Here is a 19,704-nt window from a genome sequence, read left to right on the forward strand (position 1 = left end):
CTTATGGGGCAGGCGCAGAAAGGCGTATGTGCGGAGCCAAATTTACACGCGCAGTATCTGCTGTATAACGTCGTCGAAGATGATGCAGAAGTGATCCGAGCGAAGCTCGTGCGGCTGCTGGATATTTTTGACCACTTTGACAACGAGCATTATGAGGCCATGGTATCCGGCATGGTAGCAGTCGGTAGCCACTACTGGAGTGAGCTATACCCCGGTACACGGCCCGTAGAGTTGGCGCCTTTCCCCGATATGCAAAGCGAAGACCGCTGTGCCCCTGTCACGCCTGTGGATTTATTTATTCAGATCCGCGCCGACCGTCTGGATATCTGCCACGCTATTGGTGCCGAAGTGCATGAGCTATTGAAAATGCATGTTGAGCTGGTTGAGCAGGTTCGTGGCTTTCGTTATCTGGACGGACGTGACCTGACCGGATTTGTAAATGGCACCGCCAATGCTCGGGGCATGCGCAAGCTAGAGGTGGCATTGGTAGGCGATGATGATCCGGAATTCAGCGGCGGCAGCTATGTGCACGTGCAGCGTTATCGACATGATATGACGCGCTGGCAATATCTGGATCAAAAGCGTCAGGAGCACATTATCGGGCGCACCAAACAGGAGAATCTGGCCCTACCGCACGGCGATCTGCCAGCATTTTCACATAGCCGCCGGACCCGAATGAAAGACCCTGAAGGCAAACCGCTAGAGTTGCTCCGGCAAGGTATGCCCTATGGCGATATTACCGTGCAGGGACTATTTTTCGTGTCTTGCGCAAACAGTCCCAGCGTATTCAGGAAAATGCTCGAAAGCATGATCTACGGTGATGAACACGGTGACTACGATAAGCTGCTGGATTTCACCAGTGCGGAGACGGGGGCGGCATTTTTCGCGCCCGCTACTGATTTTATCAAGCAACGAGCGACGTCTTAAGCGTTAGAGCTTGCTCAGCACCTTATCCGCGCTATCAATGGTGCGCTGAATAATGTCATCAGAGTGGACGGCTGACACAAAGCCCGCTTCGTACGAGGCCGGTGCCAGGTACACACCTTCTTCAAGCATGCCGTGATAAAACTTATTAAAGTGTTCCTGATTACAGCTGATCACCTGCTGGTAATTGGTCACACGTTCTACTTCGGTAAAGAACAGTCCAAACATACTGCCTGCGGTATTCACCGTCATTGGGATACCATGGGCTGTGGCGACTTCTCTGATGCCATGTGCAAGGCGTTCAGTACTGGCGGTTAACTGTTGGTACAGCCCTTCCTGTTGTACCAGTTTCATGGCAGCCAGTCCTGCGGCCATGGCAACAGGGTTGCCAGACAGAGTACCTGCCTGATAGATAGGACCAGTTGGCGCAATTTTTTCCATGATTTCCCGTTTGCCACCAAACGCACCGACTGGCATACCGCCGCCAATCACTTTACCCAGGCAGGTCATGTCAGGCGTAATCCCGTAAAATTCCTGGGCACCGCCACGGGCAACCCTGAAACCGGTCATCACTTCATCAAAAATCAGCACTGCACCGTAGTGGTCGCAAATCTCCCGTAGCCCCTGTAGAAAGCCGTCAACAGGCAAAATACAGTTCATATTGCCGGTGACAGGCTCGATGATTACGCAGGCAATGTCCTCACCATGTTGTTCAAATGCATCGATAACGCTTTGCAAATTGTTATATTCAACGGTCAGGGTATGTTGCGCGAAGTCAGCGGGGACGCCTGGTGAACTCGGCACACCAAAGGTCAGCGCGCCGGAGCCCGCTTTGACTAACAGCGCATCGGCATGGCCATGATAGCAGCCCTCAAACTTGAGGATTTTATCGCGGCCGGTATAGCCCCTGGCCAGGCGAATGGCGCTCATGGTGGCTTCCGTACCGGAGTTGACCATTCTGAGCATTTCCATTGAGGGCACCAGCTTTGAGACTACCTCAGCCATCTGTATCTCTGCTTCAGTTGGGGCACCATAACTTAACCCACGGCCCGCGGCGTCTATCACGGCGTCACGGATAGCCGGGTGATTATGACCCATGACCATCGGCCCCCAGGACAGCACGTAGTCTATGTAAGATTTACCATCGGCATCGTAAATGTACGGGCCATCGGCGCGGGATATGAAGCGTGGCGTACCGCCAACGGCTTTAAATGCACGTACTGGAGAATTTACGCCACCGGGAATAATGTGCTGGGCGCGTTCAAAAAGTTGCGAAGATTTACTATCAGACATGACTACATAGTTTCCTGATGTTTATTGGTGTACCACACGACGTCTTTTTCGTATCGGCTAACGAGATCCTCTACGCCGAGGGTCAGGGCGAACAGCGCCATTCTGACCAGAACGCCGTTATCGGTTTGACGAAAAATAGCGAGGTTGGGGTGCATATTCAGATCGTTATCAAGCTCGTTGGCTTCGGCACGAGAGTCGCGGGGAAGCGGATGCATGATGACAGTCTTGGATTGAAAATGTTTAGTGTAGATTTCGGTATTAAGTCGGAAGCGTCCGCGATATTTGTTGGCCTCTTCCGGGGATGGGAAGCGTTCTTCCTGGATCCGGGTCTGGTAGCAGATGTCAGCATCCAAACTGCCTTCTAACTGCTCGGTAATGCGGATCTGATGTCCGGCATCTTCCAACACTGAAATAACGCTGTCGGGCATTCTCAGCTCATTGGGTGAAACCAGTGTGAAACGTAGATTTTTAAACTTGCTTAGTAGCTTCGATAGTGAATGCACGGTACGGCCGAATTTAAGATCGCCAATCATGGCGATGTGTAAACCGTCGATACCGCCGCCGTGGTATTCACACTCCTTTTGGATGGTATACAGATCAAGCAGTGCCTGCGTTGGATGTTCATTCGGACCATCGCCACCGTTTAGCACCGGCACCCGGCTGCCTTCTGCAAACTCGGCTACAGAGCCGGGCGCAGGGTGGCGCATGGCGATGATGTCTGAGTAACCACTTAACACTCTGGCAGTATCATATAGTGACTCACCTTTGGCTAACGCCGAGCTGCTCATCCCGGTCGTCTCTCGAACTTCACCACCAAGCAGATTAAATGCTGTACCGAAACTGACTCTGGTGCGCGTGCTTGGCTCGAAAAACAAGTTTCCAAGAATCGCCCCATCCAGCACGGTGGTGCGTTTTTCCCGCATGGCGTAGGGACGCATTTTATCTGCCACATCAAACACTTGTTGGATAGCATCGCGATCAAAATCATTGACAGAAAGGATATGCTGGCCGGTGAACGTGCTTATGCTCATAAGTGAAGCGCTCGACTCTGGTTAACGGTCTGTAAGTGCCATAAGTGTATCAAATATTGGCGTTCTGATAGTGCTTATTACTCGCACCTTTTACCAGTTGGATGCAGGATGGCTGTCTAATTGATAGTAACGTAGCCAGTCATACTGGGTTTTCATTGGATAGACGTTATCGCGCTTGTTACCGCCAAACTCATTCTGGATGACATCGTTGGGGATCCAGAAATTCATGATCACCGCCGTCGGGTTATCGGGAATAGGAGTAGGGCTTTTTTGTGGTCCAACACACTCTGGCTGACAGTCAATGTCCTCCTGACTGAGTGTCTTGACCAGCTTTCCGTCCACATACCAGCGGATGGCACCGGGCACCCACTCGATGGCGAATACGCGCCATTCGTCCACAGGCCCCACGTCAATTTTATCCTCCCAGGCCCCAAACTCACGGGTTCTCCACCATTCCCAGGTGTTGCGGCCATAGATAAGGTTGGCCTGGAACTTGTCAGGTCGCCCGCCCTCGAGCTCAATATCGATTTCTTCCCATTCCTGCTTACCAGCGTTGGGCGCATCAGCATCAAAATCGTTGGTATAGGTAAATAATGAGGAAATATAGCCGGAGGCCTGCTGCCTGGCAGGCGCTTTCATTCGTGTTTCGATGCGGCCGTAACGAATGGTTTTACTTTCCTGCGTACGAAGTTCGCCGCATGAGAAGTCATAGGGGCCTTTGTGCTGCTGATGGTCAAAAGAATAGCTGTCGGCGACGGGTTCTTCTCTTATTACCAGTTCCAGTATTCCATCGACTATCTGAACACCCTGAGGCTGAAAGCGGCAGAATGCCTCACCACCAACCGCACCATCACCTTTACGCCAGATCCTGTCATTGAATTCATCAAAACGCTCATCCAATACCAGCGTGAAGCCAGGATAGTGGCCGGTATAGTCGGGATAGGCGTCAATGTTCTGCGTGTGATCTTTTGTCACTGAACAAGATGCAAGCGTGATGCTTACACTGGCGATACAGGCGGTTTTGAAGGCGAAATTCATGGCTTTGCAAACGGCTCTATTGTTGTTCACTGGCGAGGTGTATCAATGCCAGTGTTTTTCTAACAGTGGAATTTATAAGGTGGTCACGCTGCTTTTGGTTCAATGCAAACGGCATCTCAAGAATACTGCGCATATGAAACTCACTCTTCAGCAGGTTGAAAAAGTCTATTGCCGCTTCTCTGGCCTGTTCATTGGTTAACGGGACCGTTTGTTGTTTTGCAAGATAATGGGTCAGGGCGTGCACGCTTTGCTGTGGACCTGCGTCATAAAACAGTTCGGCAACATGGGGATTGGCCCGCGCTTCGCCAATCACGACACGATACATGGCAATCACCTTTTCATCGTGCATCAGGGCCACCACCTGTGTTGCGACTTGTTTGAGAGCATCGGGCAGGGGCCCTAAATCCTGAGTGTGTCCAAAGTCGAGCTGATACTCATTACATTTCCAGTCGATGACGGCGGTATACAACTTATCTTTGTTTTTAAAATGCGAATAGACTGTCTGTTTGGATACCCCTGACTGTGCGGCAACCAGATCCATTGAGGTATTGGTAAAGCCGTGTTCGAGAAACAAATCGCTGGCCGCCGTTAATATCTGGTTACGTTTTTCCTGACTTTTTGGGCGACCGGCTCTACCCGGCTCAGACGGCGTATTTTTTGGGCAAATTGATGATCCCATTACTTCATTCATACGTTCAACAGTTATAAAATATTAATTATCATACTAGACGGTCTAGTATTTATAATCTAGCATAGTATGCAAATAAGGCTAACTCGTTGCCTGATACTACCAAACTATGGAGCTTTTATGACATCGCATGTCAATAAATTCGCAAGCAAGCATGCCGGACTTATTCTCATGAGCGTTTCTGCTGCTGCGTTTATCTGTTTGGCGGTATTGATGTCTATGGCTGGCTCTGGTCAGGCAAACTCAGCGCCGGTGCAGACCGATCTACAAAGTGTTGAAGTGATGCCGGTGTCACTGCAGTCACAATATTTGCAGCAGCATAGTGCTGTTGGACGCATCGAATCTCAGCAGCAGGCGGTGATTGGTTTTGAGCTCGCCGGTACGCTGGCGCGTTTACTGGTCGACGAAGGAGAAGCGGTAGAGGCTGGTCAGCTGTTAGCTGAACTTGATACTGCCAGGATCCAGGCGCAGCTGCAGGAAACCGATGCTGCGGTGCTCAGAGCGAGAGCCGATGCCAGACTTGCGTTGCTCTCTGAACAGCGCATCGCCGCATTGGTAAAAGATGGTCTTGAATCGCAACAACGGTTGGATGAAGCGCGCGAGTCAACAGCGGCTGCACAGGCTTTTGTCAGTGAAACGCTTGCCCGTCAACAACGTATCAAGGTGATGCTCGAACAATCGTCGCTTATCGCCCCGTTCGACGGCATGGTACTGGCGCGATTTACGGATAAAGGCGCTGTTGTGAATCCCGGCCAGGCAGTATTCGAGTTGACCGCTAATCAGCAATTGGAAGCGCGTATTGCCTTGTCAGCCGATGATGCATTTGACCTCAATGTCAGTCAGCGCTATCAACTGCAACATGGTAATGGGCAGCTTGAGGCGAGATTAAAATCAGTAGCTAAACGTCGTCGTCTCGACACGCGGACCATTGATGCCATGTTTGCGCTGGAGGCTAAAACCGAAGAGGTGTTACCCGGCGATCTGGTCGTGCTTAAATTTGACCGCACTGTTGCAGAATCCGGAAGCTGGGTACCTAATCAGGCGTTGACCAATGGTGCCAGAGGCTTGTGGAACGTTTTTACCGTCGTCGGTGAACAACAGCAGCGCATCCAGCTTCGCTCCGTGCAGGTACTGTACACCGATGGTGTGCAGTCGTATGTCAGTGGCGCACTTCAACAGGGTGACCTTTTGGTCATTAACGGTACACAGAGACTGGTGCCGGAACAATTGGTGAATGCCCGGGTGACCACTAAATCAGACGTGGTAAGGAAATAAGCATGCAGCATCGCGCGCCGCTACCCTGGTACTCGCTGTTTTTCCGCCGCGGTCACCTGCTGGTGTTAAGCATCATCATTATTCTTGTAGCAGGACTTTCAGCGGTTAAAAACCTGCCACGTCTTGAAGACCCTCGGATCGACACCCGAAATGCGCTGGTATTAACTAGCTATCCGGGCGCCTCAGCTGAACGTGTTGAAGCACTGGTGACCGACGTGCTTGAAGATGAACTGCGTCAACTGTTCGAGATTAAAGAAATCAAATCAACCTCGCGTTCAGGGATATCTATTCTGCGCATCGAACTGCAAGACTGGATAGACAACAGCAGCAACGAGCAGGTGTTCTCTAAAATACGCGACAGTCTTGGCGATGCGGCACAGCGCTTTCCGGCAGGTGCAGGCGAGCCTGAGCTGGATGAAAAACGTGGGGCAACCGCATTTACCATGCTGTTATCGGTTAAACCATACGGTCAGGCGCCGACAGATCTCACCATTATGTCGCGCATGGCAGACGAGCTGGCAGACCGATTGCGTAATGTACCGGGTACTGAACTAGTTAGGATGTATGGCGATCCGGAAGAGGAAATTATTGTTACCGTTGACCAGCAGGAGCTGGCGATTGCCGGATTAACCATCCAGCAGGTAAGCGCTGCCATTAACGCCGCCGATCCTAAACTGCCTGCCGGTATCCTGCACACTGGCAAACAGGATATTCGTATTCAGGTTGCCCAGGAACTGGATAGCCTGGACGTGATCCGCAATATTCCGCTGCGCGGTACCAACGCCAGTTACTTAAGGCTTGGCGATATTGCCAGCGTGACACGAGGCTGGCGTGAGCCGGTCAGCGATATCGCGCTGCTGGATGGCGAAAGAGTGGTATTCGTGGGCGCGCGAATGCAGCCTACAGTGCGAGTTGATAAGTGGACTGAGAATGCCTTGCGCACTGTCGAACTGTTCAATCATGACTTTCATGGCACCGTCACCGCAGAGGTGTCATTTGAGCAAAATCGCTACACCCACGAACGGCTCGTCGATTTGACCGAGAATTTACTGATGGGATCGCTGGTTGTGATGCTGGTGATCCTGGTATTTATGGGGTTGAAGGCATCATTCATCGTAGGACTGGCGCTACCGCTTTGTGCCGCATTTGCCGTGTTCTCACTCAGCTTCTTCAATGAACAAATTCACCAGATGTCGATATTTGGCATCATCATTGCGATTGGCCTGTTGATAGACAACGCCATCGTGATCACCGATGAAATCAGAATCAATCTGCTCGACAGCGCCTATAATCGACTTGAAGCCATGGTAGTCAGTGTGCGTCATCTGTTTGCTCCATTACTGGCCTCTACGCTGACCACGATCCTTGGGTTTATGCCTATCTTTCTGCTTGATGGCAACATTGGCGATTTTATCGGCCCGATCGCGATCAGTGTCGTGATGGCGCTGATTGGATCGCTGTTTATCTCACTGACAATCATTGCTGCTCTGGCTGCACGGTTTCTACCTCGTCACGATGACGTGCGTTCGGGCTGGCTTATTCACGGCGTGCAAATGCCAGATATCACCTCACGATTTGCCCGTTTTCTGGGTTCAGCGATCCGGCGACCCCTTCTCGTGTTACCGCTTTGTATCGTGCTGCCGGTGGCAGGTTTCGTACTGTCGGGACAACTTGGAAACGTGTTCTTCCCCAGTGCGGACCGCGATCAGTTCGAAGTTTATGTGTGGCTGCCACAGGGCAGCACTATCCAGCAGACATATGGATTGGTACAGGAGATTGACGGTCATATAAGTGACCAAGAGGCGGTGACTCAGGTAACCTGGCTGGTAGGAGGGTCTGCCCCGTCTGTCTACTACAATCAAGTGATGACCCGCGACAACAGTCCTCACTTTGCCAATGCGGTGATCTCAACCCTGACAGTCAAAGCGGCATCTGTACTGATTACCGAACTTCAGTCTGAGCTGCAGGAGCAGTTTCCTGAGGCCAAAATTGTGGTCAGACCGTTTGGACAGGGTCCTCCTATTTCTGCGCCCGTGGCGGTAGATATTTATGGCCCAGATTTGACCGTGTTAAATGAGTTAGGTGAGCAAGTGCGACTGGCTATGTCAGACGTGCCAGGCATTACACAATCAACTGCATCAATTACGCTCGGTGAGCCTGAACTGATTGTGCAGGCTCAGCGGGATACTGCCTTATTGTCGCAGTTAAGTTTACAAGATATCGCTTCACAACTGCAGACCGCACTGACCGGGCAGCTCGGTGGGTCAATACTGGAAAGTACAGAGGAAGTCCCGGTGCGGGTTCGTCTGTCCAACCAGCAGCGCGGTGACTTGAATCAGGTGTCTTCTGTATCGCTGCTCAGCCCGGAACTTGCTGCACAGCAAAGCTGGCTGCCGCTTGATGCGCTGGGCGAATTTTCGTTGCAACCGGCGTTAAGCGGTATTACCCGCACTAATGGTGAGCGCGTCAATCAAATCGAGGCGTATCTTCTGCCCAGCATGCCCGCAGTTGATGCCAGTAATATACTGCGCGACAAGATCGAGCAGGCAAGTATCTTCCTGCCGGAAGGCTATCGCATCAAAATGGCGGGCGATGCTGATGAACAGCAAAAAGCGCTCGGCAAGCTCGGTACCTATGCGCCAGTGCTGCTAGTATTGATGGTCTCCACTTTGGTTTTGACATTCAGTAGTGTCAAGCTGGCTACTGTGATCGTTACCGTGGCGGGCTTGTCTGTCGGGCTAGGCATGCTGAGTCTGTGGTTTTCGGGACTGCCGATAGGTTTCAATCCGTTACTCGGATGCGCTGGCCTGATTGGTGTGGCAATCAACGGCTCTATTGTGGTTATCGCTGCAATTAATGCCAATCCTCAAGCACAGGCGGGCAATACCAAAGAGATCGTCAAAGAAACCATGGGCTGTTCGCGGCATATTCTGTCGACGACGTTTACCACGGTAGGTGGCCTGATCCCATTATTGCTCTTTAGCGAAGGGACATTCTGGCCGCCATTGGCAGTGGTGCTGGCCGGTGGAGTCGGCTTCTCAGTGCTGCTATCGCTGGTATTTACACCAACGATTGTGGCGATGTTAGGTCGCCGGTCCAGACGTAAAGAGCCGCAGCTACAGGGTAATCCCATCACCGCATAATGTTGTATACTGCGACCAAATAGCAGCAAGTACAGCGGCGTTATGGGCTCTGAATTAGATCGCGATCAAAACCATAGTCAATCCCGTAGTAAGGACAAACCGGTGTGCATGCTGTGTTTGCGAATGCGTGCCATGCTGATTTGGTTTGTCATTATGTTGGTGGTGTATTTGTATGTCTGGGGATAATGCTTTAGCGATTCAGCGCGTCGATGGCGAGGACGTCATTCGCATCCGTGCCACGGCCAAGCGTAATGGCTTGACCACATTGCTGGTGGGATTAGCCGGCTTTTTCGTTGCTTATGCAGTGATCGGATTGCTGCCAGAGTCCTTTTTCCTGTTCGGTATTATGATCACCAGCGCATCCATTGTGGCGCTGCTCATAGGTTATTTTAAAATCCGTGAGCCGGCGCATAGCATGGAGCTGGATAAACAGCAGATGATTTACAAACACCGTCATGGTCAATGGACGGTCGACTGGGACAATATCCAGCGTATTGATGTCCCCAGAGTGTTTGAAGGGCTTGAGCATAAAGACCTGAATATTATTGGCATTCGCCTAAAAGACTACGCGCCGTTACTCGACAGTATTTCACCACGTCTTGCAACTAACATACTGATGGAACAGCGTCCGCTATTGTTACAAAATCGCGATCCCAACTGTGCATCGGGTACCTGTTTCGGTGATGATCTTATCGAAAGCGATCGCTTTAAACTGTCTGATGGCACAGCAATTCGAGGCATAAAGGCAATGCTTGCTAATCGAATGACCAAGCTGCGAGAACAGCTCGGTTATGACTTATATATTTCTGCGTCTGAACTCGATCGGCAGGCAGGCGAATTTGTGCAATTGCTCAGAGACTGCCAGAACCGCGTTCAGCAGGAATCAGTGCAGCAACAGGACAGTTAATCAGATTAACTGTGTAAGGCGGCCTGACCGAGTAATTGATGCCCTTCTGTAATAACGACGTTACTCTCCTGCACCAAGGCTGGGAGGTATTCAGCGGCAGTTTCGATATCATCCCTTTTTAGCGCGCTTTCAATCTCACCGCACAAATGCTGTAGTTTTGGCACACCGGTGTAGCAACACGCACCATGTAACTTATGTACCGTCGCCTGTGTGCCGATCACATCTTTGCTGTACCAGAGCATCTCAATTTCTGTAATTAATCCAGGCAGCTGCCGAACAAATTCAGTCAGTAGCTCATACGCGGCATGGCTGTCCTGATGCGCACGTCGTAACGCTTCTTGCCAGTCCAGCGTTGGCAACACGGTCAGAGCAGGTTGTTGGGGCTGGCACCAACGCTGTATTAATTCCACCAGATCCGACAAATCGATAGGTTTGGGTAGGTAGTCATCCATGCCCGATGACAACAACCGCTCCTGCTCTTCTTTAAACGCATGGGCTGTGACTGCAATGATAGGGGTGCCGAGGTTATAGTCTGTGCGCCGGATTAACTTTGACGCTTGCAATCCATCCATGTTTGGCATCTGCACATCCATCAGGATCAAGTCAAACTCTTGTTTTTCGCACAGTGAAACCGCTTCCTGACCACTGTACGCCAGAGTCAGATTAAGAGGTGAACGGCTAAGCCAGGTTTTCAGCAGGCGCAGGTTCATATCCATGTCGTCAACGGCAAGAACTTCGGCAGTGGGCAGGTTTTCCAGCCTGCGACGCAACTCATCCTGACTACTCTGGCGGGGCGCGCGTAATAACCCGGCAATTTTATGCGGGGTGAGCGGCATGCGCATTTGCGCACTGAAATACTGCTCATAATGTGGAGATTGACTAAACGGTTCGGGGCCGGAGTACAACATGATGCGTTTCTTGGCAGGGAAGCGACTGATGACCTGCAGGGTATCCTCACGCTGTGCAAGTTGGCTGACGGGCAGGGTGGCAAACAGGAAATCGAACTCTTTATCCAGCGTTTGCAGGTATTGCAGACTGTCGACGGATGTCACATTGGCACCTAATAGCGTCAGCATTGTGGCAGTGGTTTTACGCGTAAATGGATAGGGATCGTAAATGACAATCTGCTTATCTTGCCAGTCAGGCTGAGGACTCAGATAGCGTTTATTACTCAACAAATTGGTTCTCAGGCTGATGCTAAAGCGACTGCCCTGACCCGGCGCGCTGTGCAACTGCAACCGGCCGCGCATCAGCTTGACCAGCTCCTGACAGATCACCAGTCCCAGCCCGGTGCCCTGATAGGAACGGCTGAGCGCGTCATCTACCTGCGAGAATGCACTGAACAGTTTTTTACGGTCTTTATCACTGATGCCAATCCCTGTGTCTTCAACATCCAGAACCAGCTCATACATTCCATGTTCCAGTTCTCTGCCACTGGCATGCAGACAAATATGTCCACTTGGTGTGAACTTGATAGCGTTACTCAACAGATTGTTGAGTACTTGTTTTATACGGAAGATATCACCGATCAACTTATCGGGCAGCGGCTCAAGATCAAAAATGAACTCAAGTTGCTTAAGGTGTGCTGATTTGGACATCAATGTGACCAGTTCCTCAAGCAGCTTATTGGGCGAAAAAGGCTGATTATTTACCTGCAGCTTGCCCGCTTCAATTTTTGAAAAGTCCAGCACATCATTGACGATGGTCAGCAGGTTGTCGGCCGCGGCATTAATAATGCGAATCTGCTCCTGTTTTTCTGGAGGCAGCGACAGCTGTGTAAGTTCTTTACTGAATCCGAGAATGGCATTTAAAGGCGTGCGGATCTCATGACTCATATTGGCCAGAAATTGCGATTTAACATTACTGGCTTTAATGGCATCTTTGCGGGCGATATCGAGTCTGGCATTCTGCTCTTCTATCAGTTCCATATTGTTGCGCAGGTCGTTAGTAGCTTGTTCTATTTCTATCTCAAGCTGGCCTCGCGTCTTGTCCATCAATGCTAATGAAAATAATCCAGACTCCAGAAACACACCGACCTGGAAACAATAAGTGGTAAATCCGTTTGATGGCAGGATACCGAGCAGGCTGAACATGCCAATCAACGCGCCCAATGCCAGCATGCCCCACGCAAAAATAAAATATCGAGCAGCATGAAAGCGGTTCAGATAGCTTTCAAAACCGGCCCATATATAGCTGCTGATGGCAAGGATACCCGCTACGTAGACCAGGCCGTTTTGCCACATCGACGGCAGTAGCTCTGATACAGACAACAGACCTAGTAATGCAAGTGCAGCAATGAAGGTCTTAATAAATGGGTAGGCGTTGGGCGCGGTTTGTCGGGCATCCAGAAAACTTAATGTGAATATGCCCGAACCAATTCCTATCAGCACGAATATCAGATCAATGTGGCTACCAAGCCAGACCGCTGCGCTGGCAGGCAGCATTAACGGCATATGTCCGCCCCACACAAATTGCCAGAACACCACGGTGATAATGTAGCCAACGTAGGCCAGCAGACTCTTTTCTTTGACACCGAAATACAGCACCAGATTGTATATGGCCAGAATGATCAGTCCGCCATAGAACAATCCCCACATCAGGTTATCAAATAGCACGGCCCGGGTATGGCTATCTTCAGGTTGTAAATCGACCGGTGCGACCAGACTGGATGATGAACTCTGGATACGAATAAACAGTTCAAGGCTACTGGCAAAAGGGAGCTCTGCCTGCATGGCAGGTAAGCGAGAACTACGTTTATTACTGTATTTACCCTGTTCGCTGAAGGCGATCACCTCACCGTCGCTCAGCAAATAAAAGTCGACCTCATCAAGTTGGCTGAAGCCGATATCGAATACCCAGTATTGTTCATTCGTCAGATTGGTAAAACTGGTATACAGCCATAGCCCATTTTCACTGAATCCATAATTAGGATTGCTACCTCTTGCCCAGGTAAATTGCTCCTTGGCGGCAATCACATCTTTCAAAGAGAGTCGCTGACCATCTTCATATAACAACCTGAAATGATCGGAAAGACGAATAACCGAGCTATCGTCTGTCACCTGGAGACGGTGTTGGGCATGGATCTGCAGTGACAACATTATTGTAACTAAGCCAATAATGCAGCGTAGAACAGGGGTCATAGTCTTGTTATTATCACGCTATGGTTATCGGTATTTAACCACTGCGCATGGGCGAATGGCAAACGCACTCAGCTCGCTACGACAATAACAACGATAAGTGAAGCATCAAAACACATGAGTAATGACATTACGATCAGCCGTGAAGGTGTAGAACAGCTCCCGATCAGGAATTTTGCTGAAGACGCCTATCTGAACTATTCCATGTACGTCATCATGGACCGTGCACTGCCGCATATCGGTGACGGGCTTAAACCTGTGCAACGCCGTATTATATACGCTATGTCGGACCTGGGACTGAGCGCAAACGCTAAGTATAAGAAGTCGGCACGTACCGTGGGTGACGTATTGGGTAAGTTCCATCCGCATGGTGACAGTGCCTGCTATGAGGCAATGGTGTTGATGGCGCAGCCGTTTTCCTACCGCTATCCACTGGTTGATGGACAGGGAAACTGGGGCGCACCGGATGACCCTAAATCCTTCGCCGCCATGCGTTATACCGAGGCCAGACTGTCCCGTTTCAGTGAAGTGTTGCTGACAGAGCTGGGGCAGGGCACCGCAGACTGGATCCCCAACTTTGATGGCACATTGCAGGAGCCCAAGGTATTACCCGCTCGCCTGCCACATATTTTATTGAATGGTGTCACCGGTATTGCCGTGGGTATGGCAACGGATATTCCTCCCCATAACGTACGCGAGCTGGCCAACGCCTGCGCCCATTTGTTGGACAATAGTCGCGCTGAGCTTGGCGAATTACTGGAGTTTGTCAAAGGCCCTGATTATCCCACTGAAGCAGAAATCATTACCCCTACCGAAGATATCCAGAAAATATATGAAAGCGGTCGCGGCAGTATAAAAATGCGCGCGGTGTTCCAGCAGGAAGGTGGAGAAATTATCGTTACCGCGCTTCCACATCAGGCCTCAGGTGCAAAAATCCTCGAGCAGATAGCAGGTCAGATGCAGGCCAAAAAATTACCGATGGTCAGTGACCTGCGCGATGAGTCCGACCATGAAAACCCGACCAGGCTGGTCATTACGCCGCGTTCCAACCGGGTCGATACGGAACAATTGATGCAGCACCTGTTTGCGACCACCGACCTTGAGAAAAACTACCGCGTTAATCTTAATATGATCGGTCTGGATGGTCGTCCACAGGTTAAAGACCTGCGCATGATCCTCAACGAGTGGTTGCAGTATCGCAAGCAGACCGTTACTCGACGACTGCAGTATCGTTTAGACAAAGTGCTGGCGCGACTGCATATCCTCGAAGGCTTACTGATTGCCTATCTGAATATTGACGAGGTTATCGCCATTATTCGCAATGAAGATGAGCCTAAAAAGGAATTGATGTCCCGTTTTGGTCTGTCAGACAAACAGGCTGAAGCGATCCTTGAACTGAAGTTACGCCACCTTGCTAAGCTGGAAGAAATCAAAATTCGCGGTGAACAGGATGAACTCAGTAAAGAGCGTGATGAACTGCAGCTTATTCTGGGCTCTGACAGACGTTTGAAAACACTGGTCAAAAAAGAAATCCTCGCTGATGCTGAAACCTATGGCGACGACAGACGCTCACCACTGGTGCAGCGTAGCGAAGCCAAGGCGTTGTCTGAGAAAGAATTGGTGCCTTCAGAGCCGGTTACAGTTGTGCTATCTGAAAAAGGTTGGGCACGCTGTGCCAAAGGCCATGATGTCGATTCGCCGGGATTGAGTTATAAGTCGGGCGATGCGTACCTGGCCAGCGCAAAGGGCAGGAGTAACCAGCAGGCGGTGTTTATGGACACCTCAGGCAGAACATTCGCCTGTGACGCGCATAGCTTGCCATCAGCTCGCAGTCAGGGTGAACCGCTAACGGGACGCTTCAATATTGTTGGTGGCGAGCACTTTGCCCACGTGATCATGGGCGCTGAAGAGCAAAATTATCTGATTGCGTCAGACGCCGGGTATGGCTTTGTTGGTAAGTACACTGACATGATCAGTAAGAACAAAGCGGGTAAGGCGTATCTTACCCTGCCTACCGGCGCCAAGGTGATGACACCCAAACCAGTGTTTCATGTCGAAAGCGACTGGTGTCTATGTATTTCCAACGAAGGCAGGATGCTGATGTTCCCGTTGCGGGATTTACCTATGCTTGGCAAAGGCAAGGGTAACAAGTTAATCAATATCCCGTCAGCCAAGGCGCAGAGCCGTGAAGAGTACGTCAAAGTTATTGCTGTAGTGCCGCAGGGCGCTGCAGTGAAAGTGATGGCTGGCAAGCGGGGTATGACACTCAGCGCGGCTGATCTGGAACACTATAAAGGTGAGCGTGGACGTCGCGGTAATAAACTACCCCGAGGCCTGCAACGTGTTGATGGAATTGAAATTGAGTTGCCACAACAGCACACGGGGCCCGCAGAGGAAAGCGAAACGCCTCCTGAAGAATAAGCGGCTCCGCAACATCCGTTATCCCGGCTCCGTAACTTTCGTCATCCCGGCTCCGCAGCATCCGTCACCCCGGCCACCGAGCCGGGGTTCTTCATTTTTGCGCAATGATCTCTCTTCAAGGTTGCAAATGATAATAATTCGCATTAACATTGTTGTTATCGAACGCTAATGAGGTGTTTACCACCTCCCCCTGAGTAATGGAGAGTGTGTCTTGAAATTTAAGATAAGTAGCATTGCCGTCGCAGTAATGCTGGGCAATACCGCTGTTGCAGAAGAAATGGCCGACATTGAGCGTGTTACCGTAACGGGCCAGTATTTATCCATTAATGAATCAAATTCTGTCAAAACACCTACCCCTGTTATCGACGTACCGCAGAGTCTTTCCATTATCAGTGCCGAGGAAATGACGCTGCGCAATATCAATAGTGTAGGACAGATTATTGACTACACGCCGGGTGTGAATACCACTCAGGGCGAGGGGCATCGTGATGCCGTTGTATTCCGTGGTGTGCGCTCTACTGCCGATTTTTACCTCGATGGTAATCGCGACGACGTGCAGTACTACCGCTCTTTGTACAATATTGAGCAGGTAGAAATTCTGCGCGGTCCGAACGCGTTATTATTCGGTCGCGGGGGGACAGGCGGTATTTTAAATCGCGTATCGAAAAAGGCTGAACTCAATCAGGCTTTCACCGGGTTCCAAACGTCCTTGAACTCGTTCGGCGGCTACGATGGTCAGATTGATACAAACTTCACTACAGGCGATGACTCAGCAGTTCGGATCAACGCCATGATCGAGCATCTTGAAAACCATCGCGACTTTTACGATGGCGACCGCTACGGCTTTAATCCCACAGCGCGCTTTTCACTGTCTGACAAGACGCTGCTCGATGTCTCTTATGAGTATATTAATCATGAGCGGTTTATCGACAGGGGTATTCCGACCGGTACAGACGGTCGACCCGTTGAAGCCTTGGAAGATATCGTCTTCGGTGATCCCGAAAATAACTATCACGAGCTTGAAGCCCATGTGTTCCGTGCCAACTTACAACATCAGTTTACGGACGGTGTGAAGGGCAACTTCAATGCCTTTTATGGTGACTACGATAAAGTGTACTCCAATTTTTATGCGACAGACTATAACAAGGGCAGTCGCACGGTCGAACTGGACGGATATATCGACTCAACGGTGCGCGACAACCTTATTTTGTCTGGCAATCTGATCGCAGAGTTTGACAGCGGTAGCATTGGTCATACTGTCATTATTGGCAGTGAATACATTGCTACAAACTCTGATCAGAATCGCTTTAACCCGCTGTTTAGCACCACTGGTAACGACAGAGAGCGTTTCCTGGTTGAAGATACGCTGAATTTCCGTGGTATGTCTGGTGTGAACCGAGACGGTCTTAACTTCACTGTTGGCTTTGATAGCATCAACGACGACACGCGCGTCGATCTGGATGTGTTGTCAATTTATGTTCAGGATGAAATTGAAATATCAGAGCACCTTGATGTTGTCATCGGTGCCCGTTTCGACCGCTTTGATATTGAAGTGTTTAACGCCGTTGCGATGGATACGCGTTCCAGAACAGATAACGAAATCTCACCGCGTGCTGGCGTCATTTTCAAACCACGTGAAAACTTGTCTCTGTATGCAAGCTACAGCGAGTCATTCCTGCCCCGAAGTGGCGAGCAATTCACTGATATCAATGGCAGTAAAAACCAATTGGAGCCTGATACCTACTCTAATCAGGAGGTTGGCATAAAATGGGATATTAATGATGCCATAAGCTTTACTGCCGCCGTGTTTGAGAACGAGCAGAGCTCTCCTCAGGTAGCCGATAACGACCCCGCTACCCTTGATGTGATCGATCAGGAGATCTCTGGCTTTGAAGTGCAGTTGAATGGTTATCTGACGGATGACTGGCTGATGACGGTGAATTACAGCAACCTGGATGGTGAAATTGTTGACCGTACCGGGCCGACCGGTCGCACACCGCGAGAGCTGCCAGAAAATACCTTCTCTGTATGGAGTACCTATCAGGTTAACGATGTATTTGGCTTTGGCATCGGTGCAACCTATCAGGGCGAGAGCTTTATTGATAATGGTAACAACGCGGTGCTACCAAGCTATACGCGAGTCGATGCAGGGCTGTTCTACGATATTTCAGACACTATGCGTGTACAACTGAATGTAGAGAATCTCACCGACGAGTTGTATTTCCCTAACTCACACTCGACGCATCAGGCAACTGTGGCTGCGCCGCTAAATGCAACGCTGACATTGGTTGGAAACTTCTGATAGAAATAAGTAGGCCGCTTAAAGCGGCCTTATTTTTTAGTGAATAACATGCCATTGGGTTTGTCGTCCGGCCAGATACCACACGCTCTCACCATCAAATACCGCACTTTGTTCCAGTTTGATCTGTACCCATTGATCATTCCATTCGGGAACCTGTGCTTTGATATTACCCTCAATCGCATAGGCCGTATTTGGATACAACAACCAGTCACCCTGCACCGGAGTTGGTCCCTGATTATCCCACATGCCAATGGTGGGTCCGGAAGCGTGACCCACGAAGCCTAGCGGATGCGTATAGGTACTGCTGAGAATACCCTCAGACTCACTCTGTTTAATGGTGTTGGCCAGGATAGTGTTCCCGCTGTCACCCGTGGTGAACTGCTCGGTGAGGATATCCTGCCAGCGATTCCCTTTCGCCAAAGCTTGTTTTAATCCTGGCGGGGCGTCGGTCTCACCTAGCTTAAGTACATAGCCCATCTCCTGCGTGTCAGTACACAGATTGAGGTAGCAAATACCAACGTCAGTATGCAGAACGTCACCACGCAAAATCGTGCGCTTGTCTTTACCCATAAACACGTCGTCTTCGCTGGTGTCGTCGCCCTGTCGCTGGATATTTACATAGGGCTGAAACCAGGGACGTAATTGCAAATCTTCAAACCGCTGTCGGATAAACCAGGCAACGTCATCGGTCGTCGTCGCGCCGGGTGTGATCACTTTATTAGAAAATGCCTCAGCGATAACACCCCGTGCTAGCGCAACGATGTGTGGGTAAACCTGTAACTCTTTTTCACTGCGTGTTTCCATCCAGCGCACCACCAGATTTTCGGCACTGGTTAGTCGCTGCTGATATTTCTGGGGCAAGTATTCGAGTAGTTTTTGATGTAAACCGACGCTCAGGCCATCCGCTAGCGCCCAGTTCTGACTGACATTAATACCAATACGAGTGGGATCCCGTTCTTCAATCACCTGTGCAAGCCTTTGCCACTGTTCCTCAGCTGTTCCACCCTGCCAAACAGTAGGATAAAAATCGCCAATCGGGTAACGACTCACGCTGAAACGTTCCACGCTACCGTCATCTTTACGATAAAAGACCAACAAGGTCGTGCGTCTGGCGGCAAATGTAGGCTGTGGCACAAGCGTATAGAACAATCTGTCCTCGCCATACTCGCGATTTATCACCAGCCACATATCCAAATCGGCTTCAGCCATCAATGTTGGCAGCAGGTTATCCAGTCGGTCTTTCACCATGTCATTGATGGGGGCGACACGGTCTTTAAATGGCAGGACATCGGGAAGCGCAGTGATCATTTTTCCCTGAGTGAAACTGTTGGCCGCAGCAGACACGCTAAAAAGGCAGCAGACAAGTAAAAGCATTTTACGCAACATATTGATCTCTCGTGCTTAATTTGAATTCAGTATGCCACCGATTATGGTGAATTACAGTAGGGGAAGATGCCCGCCGGTGCGCGGGCATGACAGAACCTTAACGCGGGCATGTCGGATGCTGGTGACGGGTCTTAACGCAGGCGATGATGACAAGGTAAT

Annotated in this window: 12 protein-coding genes; 6 read left to right on the plus strand and 6 right to left on the minus strand. The window is 50.4% G+C overall.

Annotated elements, in window-relative coordinates:
* Positions 1–3 precede the first annotated feature (3 nt).
* Positions 4–927: a Dyp-type peroxidase gene (locus G441_RS0113740; RefSeq protein ID WP_026376886.1), complete on the plus strand. Its 924-nt coding sequence runs from the start codon at positions 4–6 to the stop codon at positions 925–927.
* Positions 928–930: 3 nt separating this feature from the next.
* Here the strand turns inward: G441_RS0113740 and hemL are convergent, their stop codons facing one another.
* The 4 genes from hemL to G441_RS0113760 all read right to left on the minus strand — a co-directional run bounded on the left by hemL (position 931) and on the right by G441_RS0113760 (position 4,965).
* A complete protein-coding gene (hemL, locus tag G441_RS0113745) occupies positions 931–2,217 on the minus strand; it encodes a glutamate-1-semialdehyde 2,1-aminomutase (protein ID WP_026376887.1) in 1,287 nt (428 codons plus the stop codon).
* Between the two features lie 2 nt (positions 2,218–2,219).
* Positions 2,220–3,248 carry an aspartate carbamoyltransferase gene (locus G441_RS0113750; protein ID WP_034475190.1) on the minus strand — a complete coding sequence of 343 codons (1,029 nt, stop codon included), beginning with the start codon at positions 3,246–3,248 and terminating at the stop codon, positions 2,220–2,222.
* Positions 3,249–3,338: 90 nt separating this feature from the next.
* Complete coding sequence (locus G441_RS18730) at positions 3,339–4,286, minus strand: glycoside hydrolase family 16 protein (RefSeq protein WP_051275612.1); 948 nt, start codon at positions 4,284–4,286, stop codon at positions 3,339–3,341.
* 16 nt (positions 4,287–4,302) lie between these two features.
* Complete coding sequence (locus G441_RS0113760; RefSeq protein ID WP_034475209.1) at positions 4,303–4,965, minus strand: TetR/AcrR family transcriptional regulator; 663 nt, start codon at positions 4,963–4,965, stop codon at positions 4,303–4,305.
* Between the two features lie 129 nt (positions 4,966–5,094).
* Here G441_RS0113760 and G441_RS18735 point away from each other — a divergent pair, with 129 nt between their 5' ends.
* The 3 genes from G441_RS18735 (at position 5,095) to G441_RS0113775 (ending at position 10,299) form a co-directional block, all read left to right on the plus strand.
* Positions 5,095–6,249 carry an efflux RND transporter periplasmic adaptor subunit gene (locus G441_RS18735; protein WP_034475192.1) on the plus strand — a complete coding sequence of 385 codons (1,155 nt, stop codon included), beginning with the start codon at positions 5,095–5,097 and terminating at the stop codon, positions 6,247–6,249.
* A gap of 2 nt (positions 6,250–6,251) precedes the next feature.
* Positions 6,252–9,392 (plus strand): efflux RND transporter permease subunit, encoded by a 3,141-nt coding sequence (locus tag G441_RS18740; RefSeq protein WP_034475193.1) that lies wholly within the window; start codon positions 6,252–6,254, stop codon positions 9,390–9,392.
* A 172-nt stretch (positions 9,393–9,564) separates the two neighbouring features.
* Positions 9,565–10,299, plus strand: a complete 735-nt coding sequence (locus G441_RS0113775) for a DUF2982 domain-containing protein (protein ID WP_051275614.1) — start codon at positions 9,565–9,567, stop codon at positions 10,297–10,299.
* A gap of 5 nt (positions 10,300–10,304) precedes the next feature.
* Here G441_RS0113775 and G441_RS18745 read toward each other — a convergent pair whose 3' ends face one another.
* Positions 10,305–13,397, minus strand: coding sequence for a hybrid sensor histidine kinase/response regulator (locus G441_RS18745; protein WP_051275615.1), 3,093 nt, complete (start codon positions 13,395–13,397; stop codon positions 10,305–10,307).
* Between the two features lie 156 nt (positions 13,398–13,553).
* On the opposite strand from G441_RS18745, the gene parC reads away from it, so the two are divergent.
* Both parC and G441_RS0113790 read left to right on the plus strand, forming a co-directional pair.
* Entirely contained in the window at positions 13,554–15,857 is a 2,304-nt protein-coding gene (gene parC, locus G441_RS0113785; protein WP_026376891.1) for a DNA topoisomerase IV subunit A, read from the plus strand.
* 211 nt (positions 15,858–16,068) lie between these two features.
* Positions 16,069–18,159: a TonB-dependent receptor gene (locus G441_RS0113790; RefSeq protein ID WP_026376892.1), complete on the plus strand. Its 2,091-nt coding sequence runs from the start codon at positions 16,069–16,071 to the stop codon at positions 18,157–18,159.
* 36 nt (positions 18,160–18,195) lie between these two features.
* Here the strand turns inward: G441_RS0113790 and G441_RS0113795 are convergent, their stop codons facing one another.
* Complete coding sequence (locus G441_RS0113795) at positions 18,196–19,545, minus strand: M24 family metallopeptidase (RefSeq protein ID WP_026376893.1); 1,350 nt, start codon at positions 19,543–19,545, stop codon at positions 18,196–18,198.
* Between the last annotated feature and the right edge of the window lie 159 nt (positions 19,546–19,704).

It is taken from the genome of Aestuariibacter salexigens DSM 15300, from assembly GCF_000429145.1.
Taxonomy (GTDB): domain Bacteria; phylum Pseudomonadota; class Gammaproteobacteria; order Enterobacterales; family Alteromonadaceae; genus Aestuariibacter; species Aestuariibacter salexigens.